This is a genomic window from Micromonospora sp. R77 (genome assembly GCF_022747945.1).
Taxonomy (GTDB): domain Bacteria; phylum Actinomycetota; class Actinomycetes; order Mycobacteriales; family Micromonosporaceae; genus Micromonospora.
In genome coordinates, this window is the sequence record NZ_JALDST010000001.1 from 4,428,997 (window position 1) to 4,447,529 (window position 18,533).

At 72.6% G+C, this 18,533-nt stretch carries 16 protein-coding genes and 1 pseudogene; 11 read left to right on the forward strand and 6 right to left on the reverse strand.

The annotated features are described in order from the left end of the window. Nucleotides 1-69 precede the first annotated feature (69 nt). On the reverse strand, nucleotides 70-1,278 hold the full coding sequence (locus MRQ36_RS20920) for a DUF349 domain-containing protein (RefSeq protein ID WP_242797907.1): 1,209 nt from the start codon (nucleotides 1,276-1,278) through the stop codon (nucleotides 70-72). Nucleotides 1,279-1,429: 151 nt separating this feature from the next. Between MRQ36_RS20920 and MRQ36_RS20925 the strand changes: the two genes are divergently transcribed. From MRQ36_RS20925 to dapF, 3 genes are read left to right on the forward strand one after another with little or no spacing between them, the layout of a single operon-like run. After that, nucleotides 1,430-2,260 carry a class III extradiol dioxygenase subunit B-like domain-containing protein gene (locus MRQ36_RS20925; protein ID WP_242797909.1) on the forward strand — a complete coding sequence of 277 codons (831 nt, stop codon included), beginning with the start codon at nucleotides 1,430-1,432 and terminating at the stop codon, nucleotides 2,258-2,260. Next, a complete protein-coding gene (gene miaA, locus MRQ36_RS20930; protein WP_242797911.1) occupies nucleotides 2,257-3,162 on the forward strand; it encodes a tRNA (adenosine(37)-N6)-dimethylallyltransferase MiaA in 906 nt (301 codons plus the stop codon). Before MRQ36_RS20925 ends, miaA begins: the two co-directional genes overlap by 4 nt. A gap of 7 nt (nucleotides 3,163-3,169) precedes the next feature. After that, nucleotides 3,170-4,015 (forward strand): diaminopimelate epimerase, encoded by an 846-nt coding sequence (gene dapF / locus MRQ36_RS20935; RefSeq protein ID WP_242797913.1) that lies wholly within the window; start codon nucleotides 3,170-3,172, stop codon nucleotides 4,013-4,015. Here dapF and MRQ36_RS20940 read toward each other — a convergent pair. Beyond that, nucleotides 3,990-4,604, reverse strand: coding sequence for a TetR/AcrR family transcriptional regulator (locus tag MRQ36_RS20940; RefSeq protein WP_242797915.1), 615 nt, complete (start codon nucleotides 4,602-4,604; stop codon nucleotides 3,990-3,992). The two genes, dapF and MRQ36_RS20940, sit on opposite strands and share 26 nt — an antisense overlap. Nucleotides 4,605-4,662: 58 nt before the next feature. Between MRQ36_RS20940 and MRQ36_RS20945 the strand changes: the two genes are divergently transcribed. Beyond that, nucleotides 4,663-5,544 carry an alpha/beta fold hydrolase gene (locus MRQ36_RS20945; RefSeq protein WP_242797918.1) on the forward strand — a complete coding sequence of 294 codons (882 nt, stop codon included), beginning with the start codon at nucleotides 4,663-4,665 and terminating at the stop codon, nucleotides 5,542-5,544. Between the two features lie 218 nt (nucleotides 5,545-5,762). Here the strand turns inward: MRQ36_RS20945 and MRQ36_RS20950 are convergent, their stop codons facing one another. After that, entirely contained in the window at nucleotides 5,763-7,235 is a 1,473-nt protein-coding gene (locus tag MRQ36_RS20950) for an NAD-dependent malic enzyme (protein ID WP_242797921.1), read from the reverse strand. A gap of 199 nt (nucleotides 7,236-7,434) precedes the next feature. Here MRQ36_RS20950 and hflX point away from each other — a divergent pair, with 199 nt between their 5' ends. Together hflX and MRQ36_RS20960 are read left to right on the forward strand one after the other, a co-directional pair. Further along, complete coding sequence (gene hflX, locus MRQ36_RS20955; protein WP_374250504.1) at nucleotides 7,435-8,898, forward strand: GTPase HflX; 1,464 nt, start codon at nucleotides 7,435-7,437, stop codon at nucleotides 8,896-8,898. Nucleotides 8,899-8,948: 50 nt separating this feature from the next. Further along, a pseudogene (locus MRQ36_RS20960) lies at nucleotides 8,949-10,510 on the forward strand (hypothetical protein). Nucleotides 10,511-10,562: 52 nt separating this feature from the next. On the opposite strand, the gene lexA reads toward MRQ36_RS20960, so the two are convergent. Then, nucleotides 10,563-11,348 (reverse strand): transcriptional repressor LexA, encoded by a 786-nt coding sequence (lexA, locus tag MRQ36_RS20965; RefSeq protein ID WP_242797925.1) that lies wholly within the window; start codon nucleotides 11,346-11,348, stop codon nucleotides 10,563-10,565. A gap of 546 nt (nucleotides 11,349-11,894) precedes the next feature. On the opposite strand from lexA, the gene nrdR reads away from it, so the two are divergent. The 5 genes from nrdR (at nucleotide 11,895) to MRQ36_RS20990 (ending at nucleotide 16,809) form a co-directional block, all read left to right on the forward strand. Then, on the forward strand, nucleotides 11,895-12,395 hold the full coding sequence (gene nrdR, locus MRQ36_RS20970) for a transcriptional regulator NrdR (protein WP_242797927.1): 501 nt from the start codon (nucleotides 11,895-11,897) through the stop codon (nucleotides 12,393-12,395). A 66-nt stretch (nucleotides 12,396-12,461) separates the two neighbouring features. Further along, nucleotides 12,462-15,341 (forward strand): vitamin B12-dependent ribonucleotide reductase, encoded by a 2,880-nt coding sequence (locus tag MRQ36_RS20975; RefSeq protein ID WP_242801256.1) that lies wholly within the window; start codon nucleotides 12,462-12,464, stop codon nucleotides 15,339-15,341. A gap of 289 nt (nucleotides 15,342-15,630) precedes the next feature. Continuing rightward, entirely contained in the window at nucleotides 15,631-15,840 is a 210-nt protein-coding gene (locus tag MRQ36_RS20980) for a hypothetical protein (protein WP_242797929.1), read from the forward strand. Beyond that, nucleotides 15,837-16,022: a hypothetical protein gene (locus MRQ36_RS20985; protein WP_242797931.1), complete on the forward strand. Its 186-nt coding sequence runs from the start codon at nucleotides 15,837-15,839 to the stop codon at nucleotides 16,020-16,022. Before MRQ36_RS20980 ends, MRQ36_RS20985 begins: the two co-directional genes overlap by 4 nt. 166 nt (nucleotides 16,023-16,188) lie before the next feature. Next, the gene (locus tag MRQ36_RS20990; RefSeq protein ID WP_242797933.1) at nucleotides 16,189-16,809 is read left to right on the forward strand and encodes a class I SAM-dependent methyltransferase; all 621 of its coding nucleotides are present in this window, start codon (nucleotides 16,189-16,191) and stop codon (nucleotides 16,807-16,809) included. 48 nt (nucleotides 16,810-16,857) lie between these two features. On the opposite strand, the gene MRQ36_RS20995 is transcribed toward MRQ36_RS20990, so the two are convergent. Next, entirely contained in the window at nucleotides 16,858-17,820 is a 963-nt protein-coding gene (locus tag MRQ36_RS20995; protein WP_242797935.1) for a hypothetical protein, read from the reverse strand. Further along, nucleotides 17,817-18,437, reverse strand: a complete 621-nt coding sequence (locus tag MRQ36_RS21000) for an RNA polymerase sigma factor (RefSeq protein WP_242797937.1) — start codon at nucleotides 18,435-18,437, stop codon at nucleotides 17,817-17,819. The genes MRQ36_RS20995 and MRQ36_RS21000 overlap by 4 nt, the downstream gene beginning before the upstream one ends. Between the last annotated feature and the right edge of the window lie 96 nt (nucleotides 18,438-18,533).

An 18,533-nucleotide genomic window follows, 5' to 3' on the forward strand; every position in this document is an offset into this window, starting at 1 on the left:
GGGTGGGGTGGACGGGCGGAAGCCCCGGTCCTCCTGAGGGGGGACCGGGGCTTCCGGGGTGGATCAGGGTCAGCCGGCCTGCTCGGCGAGCTGGAGGAACTGCCGCTTCGAGGCGAGGGCCTGCTCGGCCTCCTTGACCCGGCGGGCGTCGCCGGCGGCCTGCGCCCGGGCCAGCCGCTCCTCGGCCTCGGCGACCTGTGCCCGCATCTGCGCCAGCAGCGGGTTGTCCTGCGGGGTGGTACGCCGCCACGCCGAGTCCATCACCTCGCGGACCTTGTCGTCGACGGCGCGCAGCCGGCGCTCCAGCCCGGCGGCGGCCTCCCGGGGCACCCGGCCGGCCTCGTGCCACTGCGCCTGGATGTCCCGCAGCTTCGCCTGGGCACCCTTCGGGTCGCCCTCGACGTCGAGCGCCTCGGCCTCGGCGAGCAGGGCCTGCTTGCGCTCCAGGTTGGCGCGCTGCTCGTTGTCGCGGGCGGAGAAGACCTCGCTGCGCCGGGTGAAGAAGTCGTCCTGCGCGGCGCGGAACCGTTCCCAGAGCTTCTGCTCGGCCTCCTTGGAGGCGCGCGGGGCGGCCTTCCACTGGGCCATCAGGTCCTTGAGCTGGTTGGCGGTGACCGCCCAGTCGGTGGACTCCTTCAGCTTCTCGGCCTCGGCGACCAGTTCCTCCTTGACCGTCTGCGCCTGCTTGCGCTGCTGGTCGAGGGAGGCGAAGTGGGCACCGCGCCGGCGGGTGAAGCCGTCCCGGGCGGCGGCGAACCGCTTCCACAGCTCACCGTCGGTCTTCTTGTCGACGCCGCGGATGGTCTTCCACTCGTCGAGGATCTCCTTGAGCCGGTCCCCGGCGGTCTTCCAGCCGGTCGACTCGGCGGCCAGCTTCTCGGCCTCCTCCACCAGGGCGGTCTTGCGCGCGAGGGCCTCGCCCCGGGCGGCCTCCTTGGCGGCCTTCGCCTCGCCGGCCTTGGTCTCGGCCACCTCGGTGAGCTTGTCCAGCCGCGCGGCCAGTCCGTCGATGTCGCCGACGACGTGCGCCTCGGCCAGGGAGGCCCGGATCCGCTTGATCGTGGTCAGGGAGTGCCCGGCGTCCGCCGCGCCCGAGTTGAGCCGGGCCTCGGTCAGGTCCACCTCGGTCACCAGGTCGGCGAAGCGGCGGGCGAAGTGGGCCAGCCCTTCCTCCGGGGCCCCCGCCTGCCAGGATCCGACCACCCGCTCGCCTTCGGCCGTCTTGACGTACACGGTGCCGTCCGCGTCCACCCGTCCGAAGGCAGTCCAGTCGCTCATGTGCCCATCCTCGTTCTCCCGGCGTCGACGGGGTGTCCCCGGCGCGCGCCGCCACGGCGCAGCAAAGTTACTCCCGGCATTGTCACAGGTCCGCCCCCGTCGCCGTCGAGCGCCTGTCGCCGACCGTGACCATACGGTGTCCTAGACCCGGATGACCGGATCGGCGCGGGGACGCACCGGGGGATGCGGATACGGTGAACGGGTGCCCCTGGTCGCCGCCGCCGTCTGCCCCCATCCGCCCCTGATCGTGCCCGAGCTGGCCGGCGCCGCCGCGCCCGAGCTGGACGAGCTCCGCGCCGCCGCCGACGCCGCCGTCGCCGGTCTGTACGCCACGGGCGCGCGCACCGTCGTCGTGATCGGCGGGGGCGACCGCACCGCCGACCTGTCCCGGCCGTTCCGGGGCAGCTTCGCGCCGTGGGGACTGCCGCTGACGGTCGAGCTGGGCGCGTCGCCGGGCCAGGACCCCCGCGACGAACACCCGCCGGAGCGGGTCCCCGGCGTGGACCGTCCGCCGGCCGGCACCGACGAACTGCCGTTGAGCCTGCTCGTCGGCGCCTGGCTGCTGCGTCGGACGCCACCCGGGCGTCCGACGACGTGGCGGATGGCCACCGTGGCGGCGGACGCCCCGACCTTGGACTGCGCCGCCCGGGGAGCCCGGATGGGGTCCGCGCAGCAACCGTGGGCGCTGCTGGTGATGGGGGACGGGTCGGCCTGCCTGGGGTCGAAGTCGCCCGGCTACGACGACCCACGCGCCGAGGCGTACGACGAGGGGGTCGCCCGGGCCCTGGCCGGCGCGGACGCCGAGGCCCTGCTCGGCCTGGACCCGGTGGAGTCGGCGGAGCTGAAGGTCGCCGGCCGGGCGGCCTGGCAGGTGCTGGCGGGCGCGGTCCGCGCGGCGGGCGGCGACTGGCGCGGCGAGCTGAGCCACCACTCGGCCCCCTACGGCGTTGCCTACTTCGTGGCGAACTGGGCGCGGGCATGACGGTGATCGCGGTGGTCGGGCCGACCGCCGCCGGCAAGTCGGCGTTGAGCATCGCCCTGGCGCACGCGCTGGACGGTGAGGTGGTCAACGCCGACTCGATGCAGCTCTACCGGGGCATGGACATCGGCACCGCGAAGCTGACCCCGGCGGAGCGGGAGGGCGTGCCGCACCACCTGCTGGACATCTGGCCGGTGACCGAGCCGGCGAGCGTCGCGGAATACCAGAAGCTGGCCCGGGCGGCGATCGACGACATCCTGGCCCGGGGTCGGGTGCCGCTGCTGGTCGGCGGCTCGGGTCTCTACGTTCGGGCGGTGCTGGAGCAGTTCGAGTTCCCCGGCACCGACCCGGCGGTGCGCGAGCGGCTGGAGGCGGAGCTGGCCGCCGTCGGTCCCGCCCCGCTGTACGCCCGTCTGGCCGACGCCGACCCGACGGCGGCGGCCGGCATCCTGCCCGGCAACGGCCGGCGGATCGTCCGGGCCCTGGAGGTGATCGAGCTGACCGGGGCGCCGTTCACCGCCTCCCTGCCGGAGCCGACGCCGTACTACCCGTCGGTGCAGGTCGGCGTCGACCTGGACACCGCGCAGCTGGACGAGCGGATCGCGCTGCGGGTGGACCGGATGTGGGCGGACGGCCTGATCGCGGAGACCCGCGAGCTGGTCGGGCAGGGTCTGCCGGCGGGGCGGACGGCCAGCCGGGCGCTCGGCTACCAGCAGGTGCTGCGGTTCCTGGCGGGGGAGCTGTCGGAGGCGCAGGCGCACGACGAGACGGTCCGGGCGACCCGCCGTTTCGTCCGCCGGCAGCGGTCCTGGTTCCGCCGGGACCGGCGGATCCACTGGCTGGACTCGGCTGCGCCGGAGCTCGTCGGGACTGCGCTGCGGGTGGTGGCCGACCATCGGGAATGATGGGGGCGTGGAGTTCACCAAGGGCCACGGCACCGGCAACGACTTCGTGATCCTGCCCGATCCGGACGGGCAGCTCGACCTGACCCCGGGGCTGGTCGCGGCGATCTGCGACCGGCGCCGCGGGATCGGCGGCGACGGCGTGCTGCGCGTCGTCCGGGCCGCGAAGCACCCCGACGGCGCCGCCCTGGCCGGCGACGCCGAGTGGTTCATGGACTACTGGAACTCGGACGGCTCGTTCGCCGAGATGTGCGGCAACGGCGCCCGGGTCTTCGTCCGCTACCTGCTGGCGACCGGGCTGGCCGCGCCGTCCGGCGCGACCCTGCCGGTGGCCACCCGCGCCGGCCTGGTCCGGGCCCGGCTCGACGGCGAGGCCATCGCCGTCGAGATGCGCCGCCCCCGGGTGTACGACGCGTCGACCGCCACCCTGGGCCACCTGACCCTGCCCGGCGCGGCGGTGGACGTCGGCAACCCGCACCTGGTCTGCGCACTGCCGGCCGGGCTCGACCTGGCCGGCCTGGACCTGACCCGGGCACCGGACTTCGACGCCGGGGTCTTCCCGGCCGGGGTGAACGTCGAGTTCACCGCGCCGGGTGAGCCGGTGGACGGCACCGACTCCCACGTGCTGATGCGGGTCTACGAGCGGGGCTCGGCGGAGACGCTCTCCTGCGGCACCGGCGCCTGCGCGGTCGCCGCGGTGGCCCTGCGCGACGCCGCCCGGGACACCGGCACGGTGGCGGTGGACGTCCCCGGTGGCCGGCTCACGGTGACCGTCACCGACGACTCCTGCTGGTTGTCCGGCCCGGCCGTGCTGGTCGCCACCGGCGAGATCACGCTGCCCGCGCCGGGGGCGTGAACACCCGGTCGAGGTGGTAGGTCAGGACCGCGAGCGCCGCAGGTCCGTCGCGCTGCCCGCCGAGCACGCTGGAGCCGAGCCCGTTGGTGAGGGCGAGCAGCCCCGCCGCGGTGAGTTCCGGGTCCAGGCGCGGGTCGACCTCGCCGTTCTGCTGTGCCTGCCGCAACTGCCCGCCGAGCAGCCGTTCGATCTTGTCGGGATACGTCGCGCCGTGCCGCTCGGCGAGGTCGGGCTCGCTGAACACCAGGGTGTAGTAGCCGGTGTACGCCCGGGTCAGGCGTCGGCTCTCGTCGTCGGTGGGCAGGACGGCGATGAGCGTGCCGTACACGACGCTGCGCGGGGTGACCGGCCCGAGCGCGCGGATCCGGTCCTCGACCCGGGCGGCCAGTTGCTCGCCGAGATAGCCGAGTGCGGTCAGCAGCAGCTCCTCCTTGGTGTGGAAGTAGTACTGCACCAGCCGTAGCGAGACGCCCGCCTCGGCGGCCACCTCGCGCATGCTCGCCGACTGCAGGCCCCGGCTGCTGGCGATGCGCAGCAGCGCGTCACCGATCTGCCGGCGCCGCTGCTCGTGGTCGACCCGTTTCGGCATGACACCCCCTTCGGTTTTGATGATACGGTCGTATCATCAAACGGCGGACGGAGTCATCGTGACAGTCGCGGCGATCAGCGGGTTCACCAGTGACCGAGCGCGGGAGCGGTTTCTCGACGCGTACGAGCGGGTGCGGCTGCGGGTGTGGCCCGCCGAGGCGGTCGCCGTCGACCTGCCGACCAGCTTCGGGACCACCCGCGTCTACCGGTACGGCGACGGCGACGCGGTGCCGTTCGTGCTGCTGCCCGGTGCCGGGGGCAACGCGCTGAGCTGGCACCCGTACGTCCGCCGCCTGGGCCGCGACCGGCCGGTGATCGCCGTCGAGCCGGTGGGCGAACCGGGCCGTTCCGTGCAGTCGCGCCCGCTCGACGGGGCCGGGGACTGGGCGCGCTGGCTCGACGAGGTCCTCGCCGGCCTGTCCGTCGACCGGGTCCACCTCGTCGGCTGCTCCTTCGGCGGCTGGGTGGCGCTGCGGCACGCGCTGCACGCCCCCGACCGGCTGGCCGGCCTGGTCCTGCTGGACCCGGCGGGCTTCGGTCGGGTCGGCGGCCGCTTCCTCGCCTGGGTGCTGCTCTCCGGCGTGGCCGGGCTGGCCCCCGCGCCGGTACGCCGGGCCGCCGCCCGGCTGCTGCGCAACGCGACCCTCCGCGACGACGAACTGATGGCACTCATGCGCGCCACCTTCGGCTTCCGTCGTCGGCACCCGGTGCCCCCGCCGGTCACCGACGACGAGCTGCGCCGCCTCGCCGTACCGGCCCTGGTGCTGCTCGGCGCACGCAGCCAGCTCTACGACGCCCCCGCCCTCGCCGCCCACCTGACCGCCCGGAACCGGTCCATCCGGGTGGAGGTCATCCCCGGCGCCGGTCACGACCTCCCGCTGACCCACCCCGACCTGATCACCACCCACACCACCCACTTCGCCGCCCAGCCCCACCCCTGACCCCCGCCCCCGCCCTCCTCGCGGTGATCATGGACTTGGCTGGTCGTTCTGTCCCGATTCGACCCGGCCAACCCCATGATCAACGCAGCGCGGGCGTGTACGGGCCGGGTGGGCCGGTTGAGCAGGAAGGTTGGGTCGGATTCCGGGTCGGTTCCCGACGGAAACCTCTTGATCAACGCCGAGAAGGGGGCCGGGGGGTGAGGGGGTGGGCCGGAGGGTCAGGGGGTGGCGCTGGCGGTGGCGGCGATCTCGGGGAGGTCGGCGGGGCCGGGGTCGGCGGCCGGCGGCGGGGTGGTGGCGGGGTTCTGGGCGGCGGCGCGGACGGCGGCGGCGACCGCGGGGGCGACCCGGGAGTCGAAGACGCTCGGAACGATCACCGTCGGGTTGATCTTGTCCTCGCCGACCACGTCGGCGATGGCCCGGGCCGCGGCGATCGCCATCTCCTCGGTGAACTCCTCGGCGTGCGCGTCGAGCATGCCGCGGAAGACGCCCGGGAAGGCGAGCACGTTGTTGATCTGGTTGGGCTGGTCGGAGCGGCCGGTGGCGACCACCGCGGCGTGCTTGCGCGCCTCCCGCGGGTCGACCTCCGGGTCGGGGTTGGCCAGCGCGAAGACGATCGCGTCCTTGGCCATCGTGGCGACGTCGTCGCCGGTGAGCAGGTTCGGTGCGCTGACCCCGATGAAGACGTCCGCGCCGCGTACCGCGCCGGGCAGGTCGCCGGAGTAGTTCTCCTTGTTGGTGTTCTCGGCCAGCCACTGCCAGGCCGGGTTGAGGTCCGGCAGGCCGCGGTGCAGGGCGCCCTGCCGGTCGTACGCGATGATGTCGCCGACGCCCTGGCGCAGCAGCAGCTTCATGATCGCGGTGCCGGCCGCGCCCGCGCCGGAGACGACCACCCGGACGTCCGCGAGCTGCTTGCCCACCACGCGCAGCGCGTTGGTCAGCGCGGCCAGTACGCAGATCGCGGTGCCGTGCTGGTCGTCGTGGAAGACCGGGATGTCCAGCGCCTCGCGCAGCCGGGCCTCGATCTCGAAGCAGCGCGGCGCGGCGATGTCCTCCAGGTTGATCCCGCCGTACGCGGGTGCGATCGCCTTCACGATGGCCACGATCTCGTCGGTGTCCTGGGTGTCCAGCACCACCGGCCAGGCGTCCACCCCGCCGAAGCGCTTGAACAGGGCGGCCTTGCCCTCCATCACCGGCAGGGAGGCCGCCGGCCCGAGGTTGCCCAGGCCCAGCACCGCCGAGCCGTCGCTGACCACCGCGACGGTGTTGCGCTTGATGGTCAGCCGGCGGGCGTCGGCCGGGTTCTCCGCGATCGCCATGCAGACCCGGGCCACCCCCGGGGTGTACGCGCGGGACAGCTCGTCGCGGGTGCGCAGGCCGACCTTCGAGTGCACCTCGATCTTGCCGCCGAGGTGCAGCAGGAAGGTGCGGTCGGAGACCTTGCGGACGTCCACGCCGTCCAACGCGGTCAGCGCGTCGACCACCTGGTCGGCGTGGCCCGCGTCGGCGGTGTCGCAGGTGAGGTCGACGATCACGCTGGTCGGGTCGGAGTCGACGACGTCCAGCGCGGTGACGATCGCCCCGGCCTCGCCGACCGCGGTGGTCAGGCGGCCGATCGAGGAGGCGTCCGCGGTCACCGCGATCCGGATCGTGATCGAGAACCCGGCACTCGGCAGGCGGGTGATGGCCACGGAAAATCCCTCCGTCGACGCTGAACGGCTCGCCCCGCATTTCTACCCGCCCGCCGAGGTCGCCCGGCATCCGGCCCCGCTTTTGGGGCCGTGTGTCACGGGCATATAGCGGGTGCGTCCCGCGTTGACACATGTCAGGATGTCTGACACGTACGCGAAACCCCTCGCCAGCGGACAGAACGGACAAGGGAGACTCAGTTTGCGAGACCAGGAGACCTACGTTCCCTTCGAGGACGACGAGCTCGACGCCACCACCGGTGAGTTCGAGCTGTCGGAGCGGCAGGCGTTGCGGCGGGTCCCCGGCCTCTCGACCGAGCTCACCGACATCACCGAGGTCGAGTACCGCCAGCTGCGGCTGGAGCGGGTCGTCCTGGTGGGCGTCTGGACCGAGGGCACCCAGGACGACGCCGACAACTCCCTCACCGAGCTCGCGGCGCTGGCCGAGACCGCCGGCTCGCAGGTGCTCGAAGGGCTGATCCAGCGCCGTAACCGTCCCGACCCGGCCACGTACATCGGTCGCGGCAAGGTCGACGACCTCGGCGCGGTGGTGCTCTCCACCGGCGCCGACACGGTGATCTGCGACGGTGAACTCTCCCCGTCCCAGCTGCGGAACCTGGAGCAGCGCACCAAGGTCAAGGTCGTCGACCGGACCGCGCTGATCCTCGACATCTTCGCCCAGCACGCCAAGAGCAAGGAAGGTAAGGCGCAGGTCGAGCTGGCCCAGCTCGAATACCTGCTCCCGCGCCTGCGCGGTTGGGGTGAGTCGCTGTCCCGACAGACCGGTGGTTCCGGTCGCGGCGGCGGCGCCGGCGGCGGCGTGGGTCTGCGCGGTCCCGGTGAGACCAAGCTGGAGACCGACCGGCGGCGGATCCGCCACCGCATCGCCCGGCTGCGCCGGGAGATCAAGGGCATGAAGACGGTACGCCAGACCAAGCGTGCCCGCCGTTCCCGCAACGCTGTGCCCGCGGTGGCCATCGCCGGCTACACCAACGCCGGCAAGTCCAGCCTGCTCAACCGCCTAACCGGGGCGGGTGTGCTGGTGGAGAACGCGCTCTTCGCCACGCTGGACCCGACCACCCGCAAGGCCACCACCGCCGACGGCCGGCTCTACACGCTCTCCGACACGGTCGGGTTCGTCCGGCACCTGCCGCACCAGATCGTCGAGGCGTTCCGCTCGACCCTGGAGGAGGTCGCCGAGTCCGACCTGGTGGTGCACGTCGTCGACGGCACCCACCCGGACCCGGAGGAGCAGGTCCGCGCGGTCCACGAGGTGCTGGCCGAGGTCGGCGCCGACCGGCTGCCCGAGCTGTTGGTGGTCAACAAGACCGACGCCACCGACGAGGAGACGCTGCTGCGGCTCAAGCGGCTCTGGCCGGAGGCGGTCTTCGTCTCCGCGCACAGCGGACGCGGCGTCGACGGGCTGCGGGCGGCGATCGAGGAGCGACTGCCCCGCCCGGCGGTCGAGGTCCGCGCGGTGCTGCCGTACGACCGGGGTGACCTGGTGGCCCGGCTGCACCGGCAGGGCGAGGTGCTGAGCACCTCCCACCTGCCGGAGGGGACGCTGGTGCACGTCCGGGTGGGCGAGGCGCTCGCCGCGGAGCTGGCGCCGTTCCGGGCCGGTGACCGGCTGGTCGACCAGGAGCGGGTGGGCGCCGGCCGCTGAGCCGTCCGGGGTCACCCGCCCGGCCGACCGGGCATGCGACACTTGGCGCCATGCGCCGTGCTGTTTCCTCGGTCACGGTTGCCCTCGGCCTGCTGGGGGCGACCGTGGCGCTGCCCGTCCTGGCCGCGCCCGCCCCGGCCGCCCTGGCGGCGGCGCCGGCCGGCAAGAAGAAGTGCACCGTCGAGGACGAACGGCTGCGCGAGCTGTCCGGTCTGGTCGCCACCAGCACCGGCTATGTCGTCATCAACGACGGCAGCGACCTGGAGAGCCGCAAGCGGGTCTTCTATCTGGACGCCAAGTGCCGGATCGCCCGGGAGCCGGTGCGCTACACCGACCCCGGGCCCCGTGACACCGAGGACCTGGCGCTCGGGCCGGACAAGAAGACCCTCTGGATCGCCGACACCGGCGACAACCTGACCAACAAGGAACGCCGGACCCGGGTCGCCGTCTGGACCATGCCGCTGAACGGGTCGAAGCAGCCGGTGCTGCACCGCTTGTCCTACCCGGAGCAGCAGGCGCGCGACGCCGAGGCGCTGGTGGTCGGCGACGACGGCAAGCCGCTGATCATCACCAAGTCGCTCTCCGGCAAGTCCGAGATCTTCACGCCGACGGCGGCGTTCAAGGCGTCGGGTGACCCCGAGGCGATACCGATGCGCAAGGTCGGCGAGGTCACCGTCCCGAGGACCAGCACCGAGGTGCGGATGGGTGCCCCGGGCAAGCTCCTGGTCACCGGTGCCGCCCGCTCGCCCGACGGCAGCAAGGTGGTGCTGCGCACCTACGGCGACGCCTTCGAGTACGACGTCAAGGGCGGCAACATCGTCGCCGCCCTGACCACCGGCAAGCCCCGGGTCACCCCGCTGGCCGACCCGTTCGGCGAGGCCATCTCCTACACTCCCGACGGCCGTTCCTTCGTCACCGTCTCCGACGGCGGGCAGATGGGCGAGGACGAGCCGATCGACATCCTGAGCTACGCCCCGTCGACCCAGGGCGTCGAGGCGCTGCCCGCGGCGGGCGGGGCGGCGGCCAAGCCGTCGGCGCAGAAGTCCTGGATGGAGGGGCTCAGCCTCGACGAGATCACCTACCTGATCGCCGCCGTCGGGGTGCTCGGCGCGCTGATGGTCGGCGCCGGCATCTTCGGCATCCTCCGGGCCCGTCGTAAGCCGGCCCCCGCCGACCCGACCCCGGAGCGGGAGGACGACGACTTCCCGCCGAACGGCGGCTTCGACGCACCCCGGGGCGGTCGCCCGGAGAGCCCTCCGCCGGGCGTGTACGGCGGTGCCCCGGCCGGCGGCGCACCGGCCCGCCCCGCCGGCGGCGGGGTGTACGGCGGTGGTGCCGGTCGTCCCCAGGGCGGTGGCGTCTACGGCGGCGGACGTGCCCAGGGTGGTGGCGGACGTCCCTCGGGCGGTGGCCGGCCGCAGGGCGGTGGCGTGTACGGCGGCGCCCGCACGGCGGTGGTGGCGTGTACGGCGGCGGGCGCGCGGAACCGCCCCGCCGGGAGCCGGGCCACCAGGATCCACGCGGTGGCCGCCGCGCCAACGGTTACGACGGTCGCGGCCAGTACGGCCAGGTGCCCGGCGGGCGCGAGTATCGCGGCGGCGACCGCTACTGACCGGCGTGGCCCGGGTGACCACCGCTCGGGGCGGTCACCCGGGGGTCGAGCGTCAGATCCGGCGCAGCACGGCCACCACGCGACCCATGATGGTGGCGTCGTCACCGGGGATCGGGTCGAAGGCCGGGTTCTGCGGCATCAGCCAGACGTGTCCGTCGCGCCGGCGGTAGGTCTTCACGGTCGCCTCGCCGTCGAGCATGGCGGCCACGATGTCGCCGGCCTCGGCGTTGGGCTGCTGCCTGACCACTACCCAGTCGCCGTCGCAGATCGCCGCGTCGAGCATCGAGTCGCCCTTGACCTGGAGCATGAAGACCTCGCCCTCGCCCACCAGCTCGCGGGGGAGCGGGAAGACGTCCTCGACGGCCTGCTCGGCCAGGATCGGGCCACCGGCGGCGATCCGGCCCAGCATCGGCACGTACGCCGGGGTGGGGCGCTGCGAGCGGGTCAGCTCGTCGTCGACCGCGTCGCTCGGCGCGCGTACGTCGACCGCCCGGGGGCGGTTGGGGTCGCGCCGCAGGAAGCCCTTCTTCTCCAGCTCCTTGAGCTGGTAGGCGACGCTGGACGGGGAGACCAGGCCGACCGCCTCGCCGATCTCGCGGACGCTCGGCGGGTAGCCGTGCCGCTCGACCCAGGTGCGGATGAACTCCAGGATGCGCCGCTGCCGGGCGGTCAGGTCGACCGTCGCCGGGTCGGGGAAGCTGCTGACCACCGGGGTGACGGGGCGTACGGTGGGCTGGCCCGTCCGGCTGCGCGCGGCGCGGGGGCGGCGGGTCGCCGGCGGACCCGCTCCGTCGATCGGCTGCGGGTTCTTCGGCCGGCTGGCCCGGTCCTCGGTCACGTCCGTCCCTCCCTGGTCGGCGCTGGGGTGCCTCGGCGGCTCGTGGTGCATGCGGTGGTGCTGGTGACCCGGTGCGACGCGACACGCCGTCCGGTCGTGTGGTTGACCGTATAGGTGGGATGGGCCATTTTCAAACATCTGTACGACCTGTTGTCGGCGTGTCGGGCCGAATTCCTGGAATTCCGTACGCCTGTTCTGATAAATGGTACGTCGTCTCGTACGGGTGTTCGAGCGGCGACCCGCCGTGACCCCACCCGTCCGCCGAGCGTTGGGCTTTCGGCACCCAGGGTGGAGGAGGGCGGGGGAGTGATTCTGCCGACGCGCCGGACACGCCGGTCAACTTGACCTCGGTTGGGCGACGACATACGGTCAACCCCTAGATGTAGTAGTCACACGGGCGTAAGTCGCCTACAGGTTGGGTTCGACTACCGACCGCACTCCCGTACCGTCGACCCGGCGGCGACCATCGGAACGATGGCGCCGTCGCGCTGACGCGTGCCCGGGAGCGCACCGGTGCGCCCGCGACGCGATGAAGGAGGTCAGGCGATGCGGTGTCCGTACTGCCGGCACGCCGACTCCCGGGTCGTCGACTCGCGGGAGGCCGACGACGGTCAGCTCATCCGGCGGCGGCGATCCTGCCCCGAGTGCGGCAAGCGGTTCACCACCGTCGAGGAGGCGGTGCTCGCGGTGGTCAAGCGCAGTGGGGTGACCGAGCCGTTCAGCCGTACGAAGATCATCGGCGGGGTGCGCAAGGCGTGCCAGGGGCGGCCGGTCGACGACGACTCGATCGCGCTGCTCGCCCAGAAGGTCGAGGAGACCGTCCGGGCCAAGGGGGCCGCCGAGATCCCGAGCCACGAGGTCGGGCTCGCCATCCTGGGGCCGCTGCGGGACCTGGACGAGGTCGCCTACCTGCGCTTCGCCAGCGTCTACCGGTCGTTCGACTCGCTCGCCGACTTCGAGCGCGAGATCGAGACGCTGCGGGACGCCGCGCGGGCCCGGGAGGCCGCGGTGGCGGGGGCCGCCGAGGCTGCCGGCCGTACCAGTTGATTTTTCTTGATTTCTGACAGTGACGAACGCGCGGTGGGTGACCGCGCAGACGAGGGGGCGGATGAGATGGCGGGGGAGAGCGTGACAGCAAGCAAGTCGCGGACCCGGGCCGGCGCGAACGCGGGGCTCAAGGTCGACCGGGTGTGGACCACCGAGGGGGTACACCCCTACGACGAGGTCGCCTGGGAGCGCCGGGACGTCGTGATGACGAACTGGCGGGACGGCTCGATCAACTTCGAGCAGCGCGGGGTGGAGTTCCCCGAGTCCTGGAGCGTCAACGCGGCCAACATCGTGACCACCAAGTACTTCCGGGGCGCGGTGGGGACCGAGCAGCGGGAGTGGTCGCTCAAGCAGCTGATCGACCGGGTGGTCAGCACCTACCGCAAGGCCGGTGAGGAGTACGGCTACTTCGCCACCGCCGCCGACGCGGAGGTCTTCGCCCACGAGCTGACCTGGATGCTGCTGCACCAGGTGTTCAGCTTCAACTCGCCGGTCTGGTTCAACGTGGGCACGCCGTCGCCGCAGCAGGTCAGCGCGTGCTTCATCCTGGCCGTCGACGACTCGATGGACTCCATCCTGGACTGGTACAAGGAGGAGGGGCGGATCTTCCAGGGCGGCTCGGGCGCCGGGGTCAACCTCTCCCGCATCCGGTCCTCCAAGGAGCTGCTCTCCTCCGGCGGCACCGCCTCCGGCCCGGTCAGTTTCATGCGCGGCGCGGACGCCTCGGCCGGCACCATCAAGTCCGGTGGCGCCACCCGGCGGGCCGCCAAGATGGTCATCCTCGACGTGGACCACCCGGACATCGAGGAGTTCGTGGCGACCAAGGCGCGCGAGGAGGACAAGATCCGCGCGCTGCGGGACGCCGGCTTCGACATGGACCTGGGCGGCGCCGACATCGTCAGCGTGCAGTACCAGAACGCCAACAACTCGGTCCGCGTCTCCGACGAGTTCATGACCGCGGTGGAGAACGGCGGCGGCTTCGACCTGCGCGGCCGGCTCGACGGGCAGACCATCGAGACGATCGACGCCAAGAAGCTCTTCCACACCATCTCCCAGGCCGCCTGGGAGTGCGCCGACCCCGGCCTGCAGTACGACGACACCATCAACGACTGGCACACCTGCCCGGAGACCGGGCGGATCACCGCGTCGAACCCGTGCTCGGAATACCTGCACCTGGACAACTCCTCGTGCAACCTGGCCTCGCTCAACCTGATGAAGTTCCTCCGCGCCGACGGTGGCTTCGAGGTGGAGAAGTTCGTCAAGAGCGTCGAGTTCGTCATCACCGCGATGGACATCTCGATCTGCTTCGCCGACTTCCCGACCGAGAAGATCGGCGAGACCACCCGCGCCTACCGGCAGCTCGGCATCGGCTACGCCAACCTCGGCGCGCTGCTGATGGCCTCCGGCCTGCCGTACGACTCGGAGCAGGGGCGCTCGGTCGCCGCGGCGATCACCTCGCTGATGACCGGCACCGCCTACCGCCGCTCGGCCGAGCTGGCCGGCATCGTCGGCGCGTACGACGGCTACGCCCGCAACGCCGAGCCGCACAAGCGGGTCATGCGCAAGCACGCCGCCGCCAACGACGAGATCAAGCCGTCGGGCACCGTGGCCACCGCCATCCAGCGGGAGGCCACCCGGCAGTGGACCCAGGGCAACAAGGTCGGTGACAAGTTCGGCTGGCGGAACTCGCAGGCCAGCGTGCTCGCCCCGACCGGCACCATCGGCCTGATGATGGACTGCGACACCACCGGCGTCGAGCCGGACCTGGCGCTGGTCAAGTTCAAGAAGCTGGTCGGCGGCGGCTCGATGCAGATCGTCAACCAGACCGTCCCGCGCGCCCTGCGCAGCCTCGGCTACCCCGAGGAGCAGGTCGAGGCGATCGTCGAGCACATCGCCGACCACGGCCACGTGGTGGACGCCCCCGGCCTCAAGCCGGAGCACTACCCGGTCTTCGACTGCGCCATGGGCGAGCGGTCCATCGCGCCGATGGGGCACGTCCGGATGATGGCGGCGGTCCAGCCGTTCATCTCCGGCGCCATCTCCAAGACGGTCAACATGCCGGAGCAGGCCACCGTCGCCGACGTCGAGAAGATCTACTTCGAGGGCTGGAAGCTCGGCCTGAAGGCCCTGGCGATCTACCGGGACAACTGCAAGGTCGGCCAGCCGCTGTCGGTGGCGAAGCCGAACAAGGCCGCCGCCGAGGCGCCGGCCGCGGTCGCCGAGCCGGTCGTCGAGAAGGTCGTGGAGTACCGGCCGGTGCGCAAGCGGCTGCCGAAGAAGCGCCCGTCCCAGACGGTCTCCTTCTCGGTCGGCGGCGCCGAGGGCTACCTCACCGCCTCGTCCTACCCGGACGACGGCCTCGGCGAGGTCTTCCTCAAGATGTCGAAGCAGGGCTCGACCCTGGCCGGCGTGATGGACGCCTTCTCGGTGGCCATCTCCATCGGTCTCCAGTACGGCGTCCCGCTGGAGACGTACGTCAGCAAGTTCACCAACATGCGCTTCGAGCCGGCCGGCATGACCGACGACCCGGACGTGCGGATGGCCGCCTCGGTGATGGACTACATCTTCCGTCGCCTGGCCCTGGACTTCCTGCCGTACGAGCGCCGCGCGGAGCTGGGCATCTTCACCGCCAAGGAGCGGGCCGCCCAGCTGCGGGCCGAGGCGGAGGCGGAGGCGAGCGGTGCGGACCTCACCGCGATGGCCTCCTCCGCCCCGGTCGAGGCGCCCGAGACCAAGAGCGGTCCGGTCGCCCAGCCGGCGCAGGAGCTGGCGGACGTCGCCGCCGTCAAGCCGGCGCCGGCGGTTGGTTCCAGCACCGAACTGCTGGAGGCCGTGATCGGCAAGGCCGCCGACGCGCCGCTCTGCTTCACCTGCGGCACCAAGATGCGGCCGGCCGGCAGCTGCTACGTCTGCGAGGGCTGCGGCTCCACCAGCGGCTGCAGCTGACGTCCGTACCGTCCCGCGAGCGCGGCAGGGGATTCCCTGCCGCGCTCGCGGCGTTCTCGCGCTTCCCGGGCTGTGCCGGACGTGCGGCATCCGCGCGCGAGCTGTGCCGATCGGCCGGCCAGGGCCGGCAGGAACTGCCCATGGGGTACGCGCGCTACGAACTTGATTACATAAATGAATCACCCGATCGGGTGTCGAGCGCGACTCCGCCCGATTCATCGACGGCCGCACCGAGGGATCGATCATCCCGGCGGTACGCCAGCCGCAGAAGAACGGCTCCCGGTCTGCCGTGACCACCCACGGTCCGGTGCTGCCGATGTGGAGCTGCGGCGGTCCGTGGCCCTGTGCCACCCGGCGTGGTGAGCTGCGGGCCGAGTTCGAGGACGCTCCCGTGTCACTGGCCCTCTACCTGGGGTCCTGCCTGGTGTCGGCGACCGAGGACCTGACCTGGGTGCCGACGGGGTTGCTGCACCGGCGCTTCCTGGGGTGGGTGCGGTGAGTGCGCTCGGGCGCGGGGACGAGCGCTTTCACTACAGCGACAACTCACACCGGTGGATCCCACCGGATCCCGACCAGGATCAGGAGGTCTGGGAGGCGATGGTCCGCCAGCACCAGCAGCGGCACCTGGACGAGGTGCGCAGCCGAAGGAAGGAGCGTCGGACGATTCCGCCGGACCGGTGAGGGTGGCGGTGCGCCTCGGCTCCCATGATCGTCTGATGCTGAGCGCACTTGTCGACGGCGTGTCGGCGCCGTGAAGTGCAGACGATCTTGACGCGCCCGGCCCGGGTGCCCCCTTCGTGGGGGGTGGGGCGGGCTAGGGTTCCCGATCGTGAGTGAACCAGGGTGGATGACCGAGACGCGGAACGCGTACGACACCGTTGCCGAGGACTATGCCCGGCTGCTGCCCGGCGTGCTGGAGGGGACGCTGGACCAGGCGATGCTGGCCGCGTTCGCCGAGCAGGTCGGCGCGGCCGGGCGGGTGGTCGAGGTGGGCTGCGGGACCGGGCGGATCACCACCCACCTGCGTGACCTCGGGCTGGACGTCTCGGGGGTGGACCTGTCGGCGGGCATGGTGGCGGTGGCCCGCCGGGAGCACCCGGAGCTGCGCTTCGCGGTCGGCTCGATGACCCACCTGCCGCTCCCGGACGCCGCCCTCGCCGGCCTGGTCGCCTGGTACTCGATCATCCACATCCCGCCCGCCCTGCTGCCCGGCGTCCTCGACGAGTTCCACCGGGTCCTCGCCCCGGGCGGTCGGCTGCTGCTGGCGTTCAAGGCCGGCGACTGCCTGGACCGGCTGACGGCGGCGTACGGCCACACGGTCTCGTACGACGTGCACTGGCTGTCGGCGGACCGGGTCGCCGACCAGCTCACGGCGGCCGGGTTCAGCCTGCACGCCCGGCTGGACCGGGAGGCCGAGGGTTTCGACCGGGGCCCGCAGTCGCTGATGCTGGCGGTCCGGCCGGGCTGACGATGCAATCGGTGGCCGGGAACGGGATTTCCCGGCCACCGTCGACGGTCAACGCGTACGCACCACCGACACCTGCTCGGCGATCGTGATCACCTGCTCCGGCGTGAGCACCCGGGAAGCCTGGATGTCGACCACTGCGCCGCCGGGCACCTCAGTCTCCAGGAACCAGCCGTTGTCCGTCCGGATCAGGGTGGCTTCCCGCCCACCGACGGCAACCGACCGTTCCTCCTGGGCCCCCATGACGTCATGCAGGAGATCCGGGGTCCGCTTCTCGACGATCTCGAGGCTGAGGGTCTGCTCGGGGGTGGAACCGCGCAGGGTGAGGAAGCGGTCGTCCTTGAAGGCCTCCACCGTCCAGCCGGCCGGGGCGAGCCGGACCCGCAGCGGCACCGGCTGGGGCTGGTCCACCACCGTCGCGGCGAGCCCGAAGACCGCCGTCTCGGTGGCGAGGCTGCCGTTGCCGACCAGAGTGACCCACTGGTCGGGTGACCGTTCCCAGCTCAGCGCCACCGACCGCGGATCGGTCGTGCTGGAGCTCAGGTCGAGCAGGCCGGGTCGACCGTCGACCGTCGTGGTCCGGACCGGACCGACACCTCCGCCCTGGCGGCGGTCGCTGACCTTGAGGTACACGTCGCTGACGCCGTCCGCCGCCAGATAGACGGCGAGGAAGCCCGCCTCGTCGAGGCTGAACATGGGCGCGGCCAGTCCGGCCGGCCGGGGCTCCAGCCCGAGCGGGAACTCGGGGATCCGGAACGCCACCAGGGAGAGGGATCCGGGCGTCACGGTGGCGGGTGGATCGTCGCGGAGCACGACCGTCCCGACGCCGGCCGTCACGACCAGGGCAGCGGCCGCCGCGAGCAGGGTCCGTCGGCGGGTCATGAGACGAACCCGTCCGACCGGGGAGGCATCGGCCCATTCGGCGGTCAGCCTGGCTCGGGCGGCGGCAAGCACCTGCGGGTCCGCAGGCGGCGCGTCCGGGCCGTACGCCCGCAGTGCGGTGATCTCATTCATGACGACTCCTCGGTGATCAGGGCGGGGTCGAGGGCGAGCCGGGTCAGCCGCCGGGCCCGGTGCAGCCGGGAGCGGACGGTGCCGACCGGAATGTCGAGCACGGCGGCGATCTCCTCGTACGACAGGTCACCCCAGGCGGTCAGCAACAGCACGTCGCGGTCGCCGCGGTGCAGCGTGGCCAGCGCGGCGGCGAGGTCGCGTCGCAGTGCGCAGGCGTCGATCCGCTCGACGGCGTCGTCGACCGGCGCCGGGGGCACCTCGGTGGCCGCGATCCGAGCCAACGCCCGGTATCGTCGCTCCTCCTGCCGGACGTGGTGCCGCAGCAGGTTGGTGGCGATGCCGAACAGCCAGGGACGCACTCCGACGCCGGTCGACCGGTAGTCGCCGCGCCGCCGGAACGCCACCAGGAAGGTCTCGCCGAGCAGGTCGTCGGCGGGTGGACCGATCCGGCGGGCCAGGTATCGGTGCACGGCGGCGGAGTGCCGGTCGAACAGGGGCGCGAAGCGTTCCGGAACGGTGACGGAGGCCCGGATAAGCTCGACGTCGGACGGTTCACTGTGGTGGAGCGGGGGCGGCCCGAGGGCGGCCGGGTCGGGCTGCGGGTGTGCCTGCTGCATGTTGGTCACATCCGTTCATGCCCGACGGGTGGCTACGGGTTCACGGTGGCACGGGTGGCCGGCGATAGGGTCCATCCGATCCGGACCCGGCGGAAG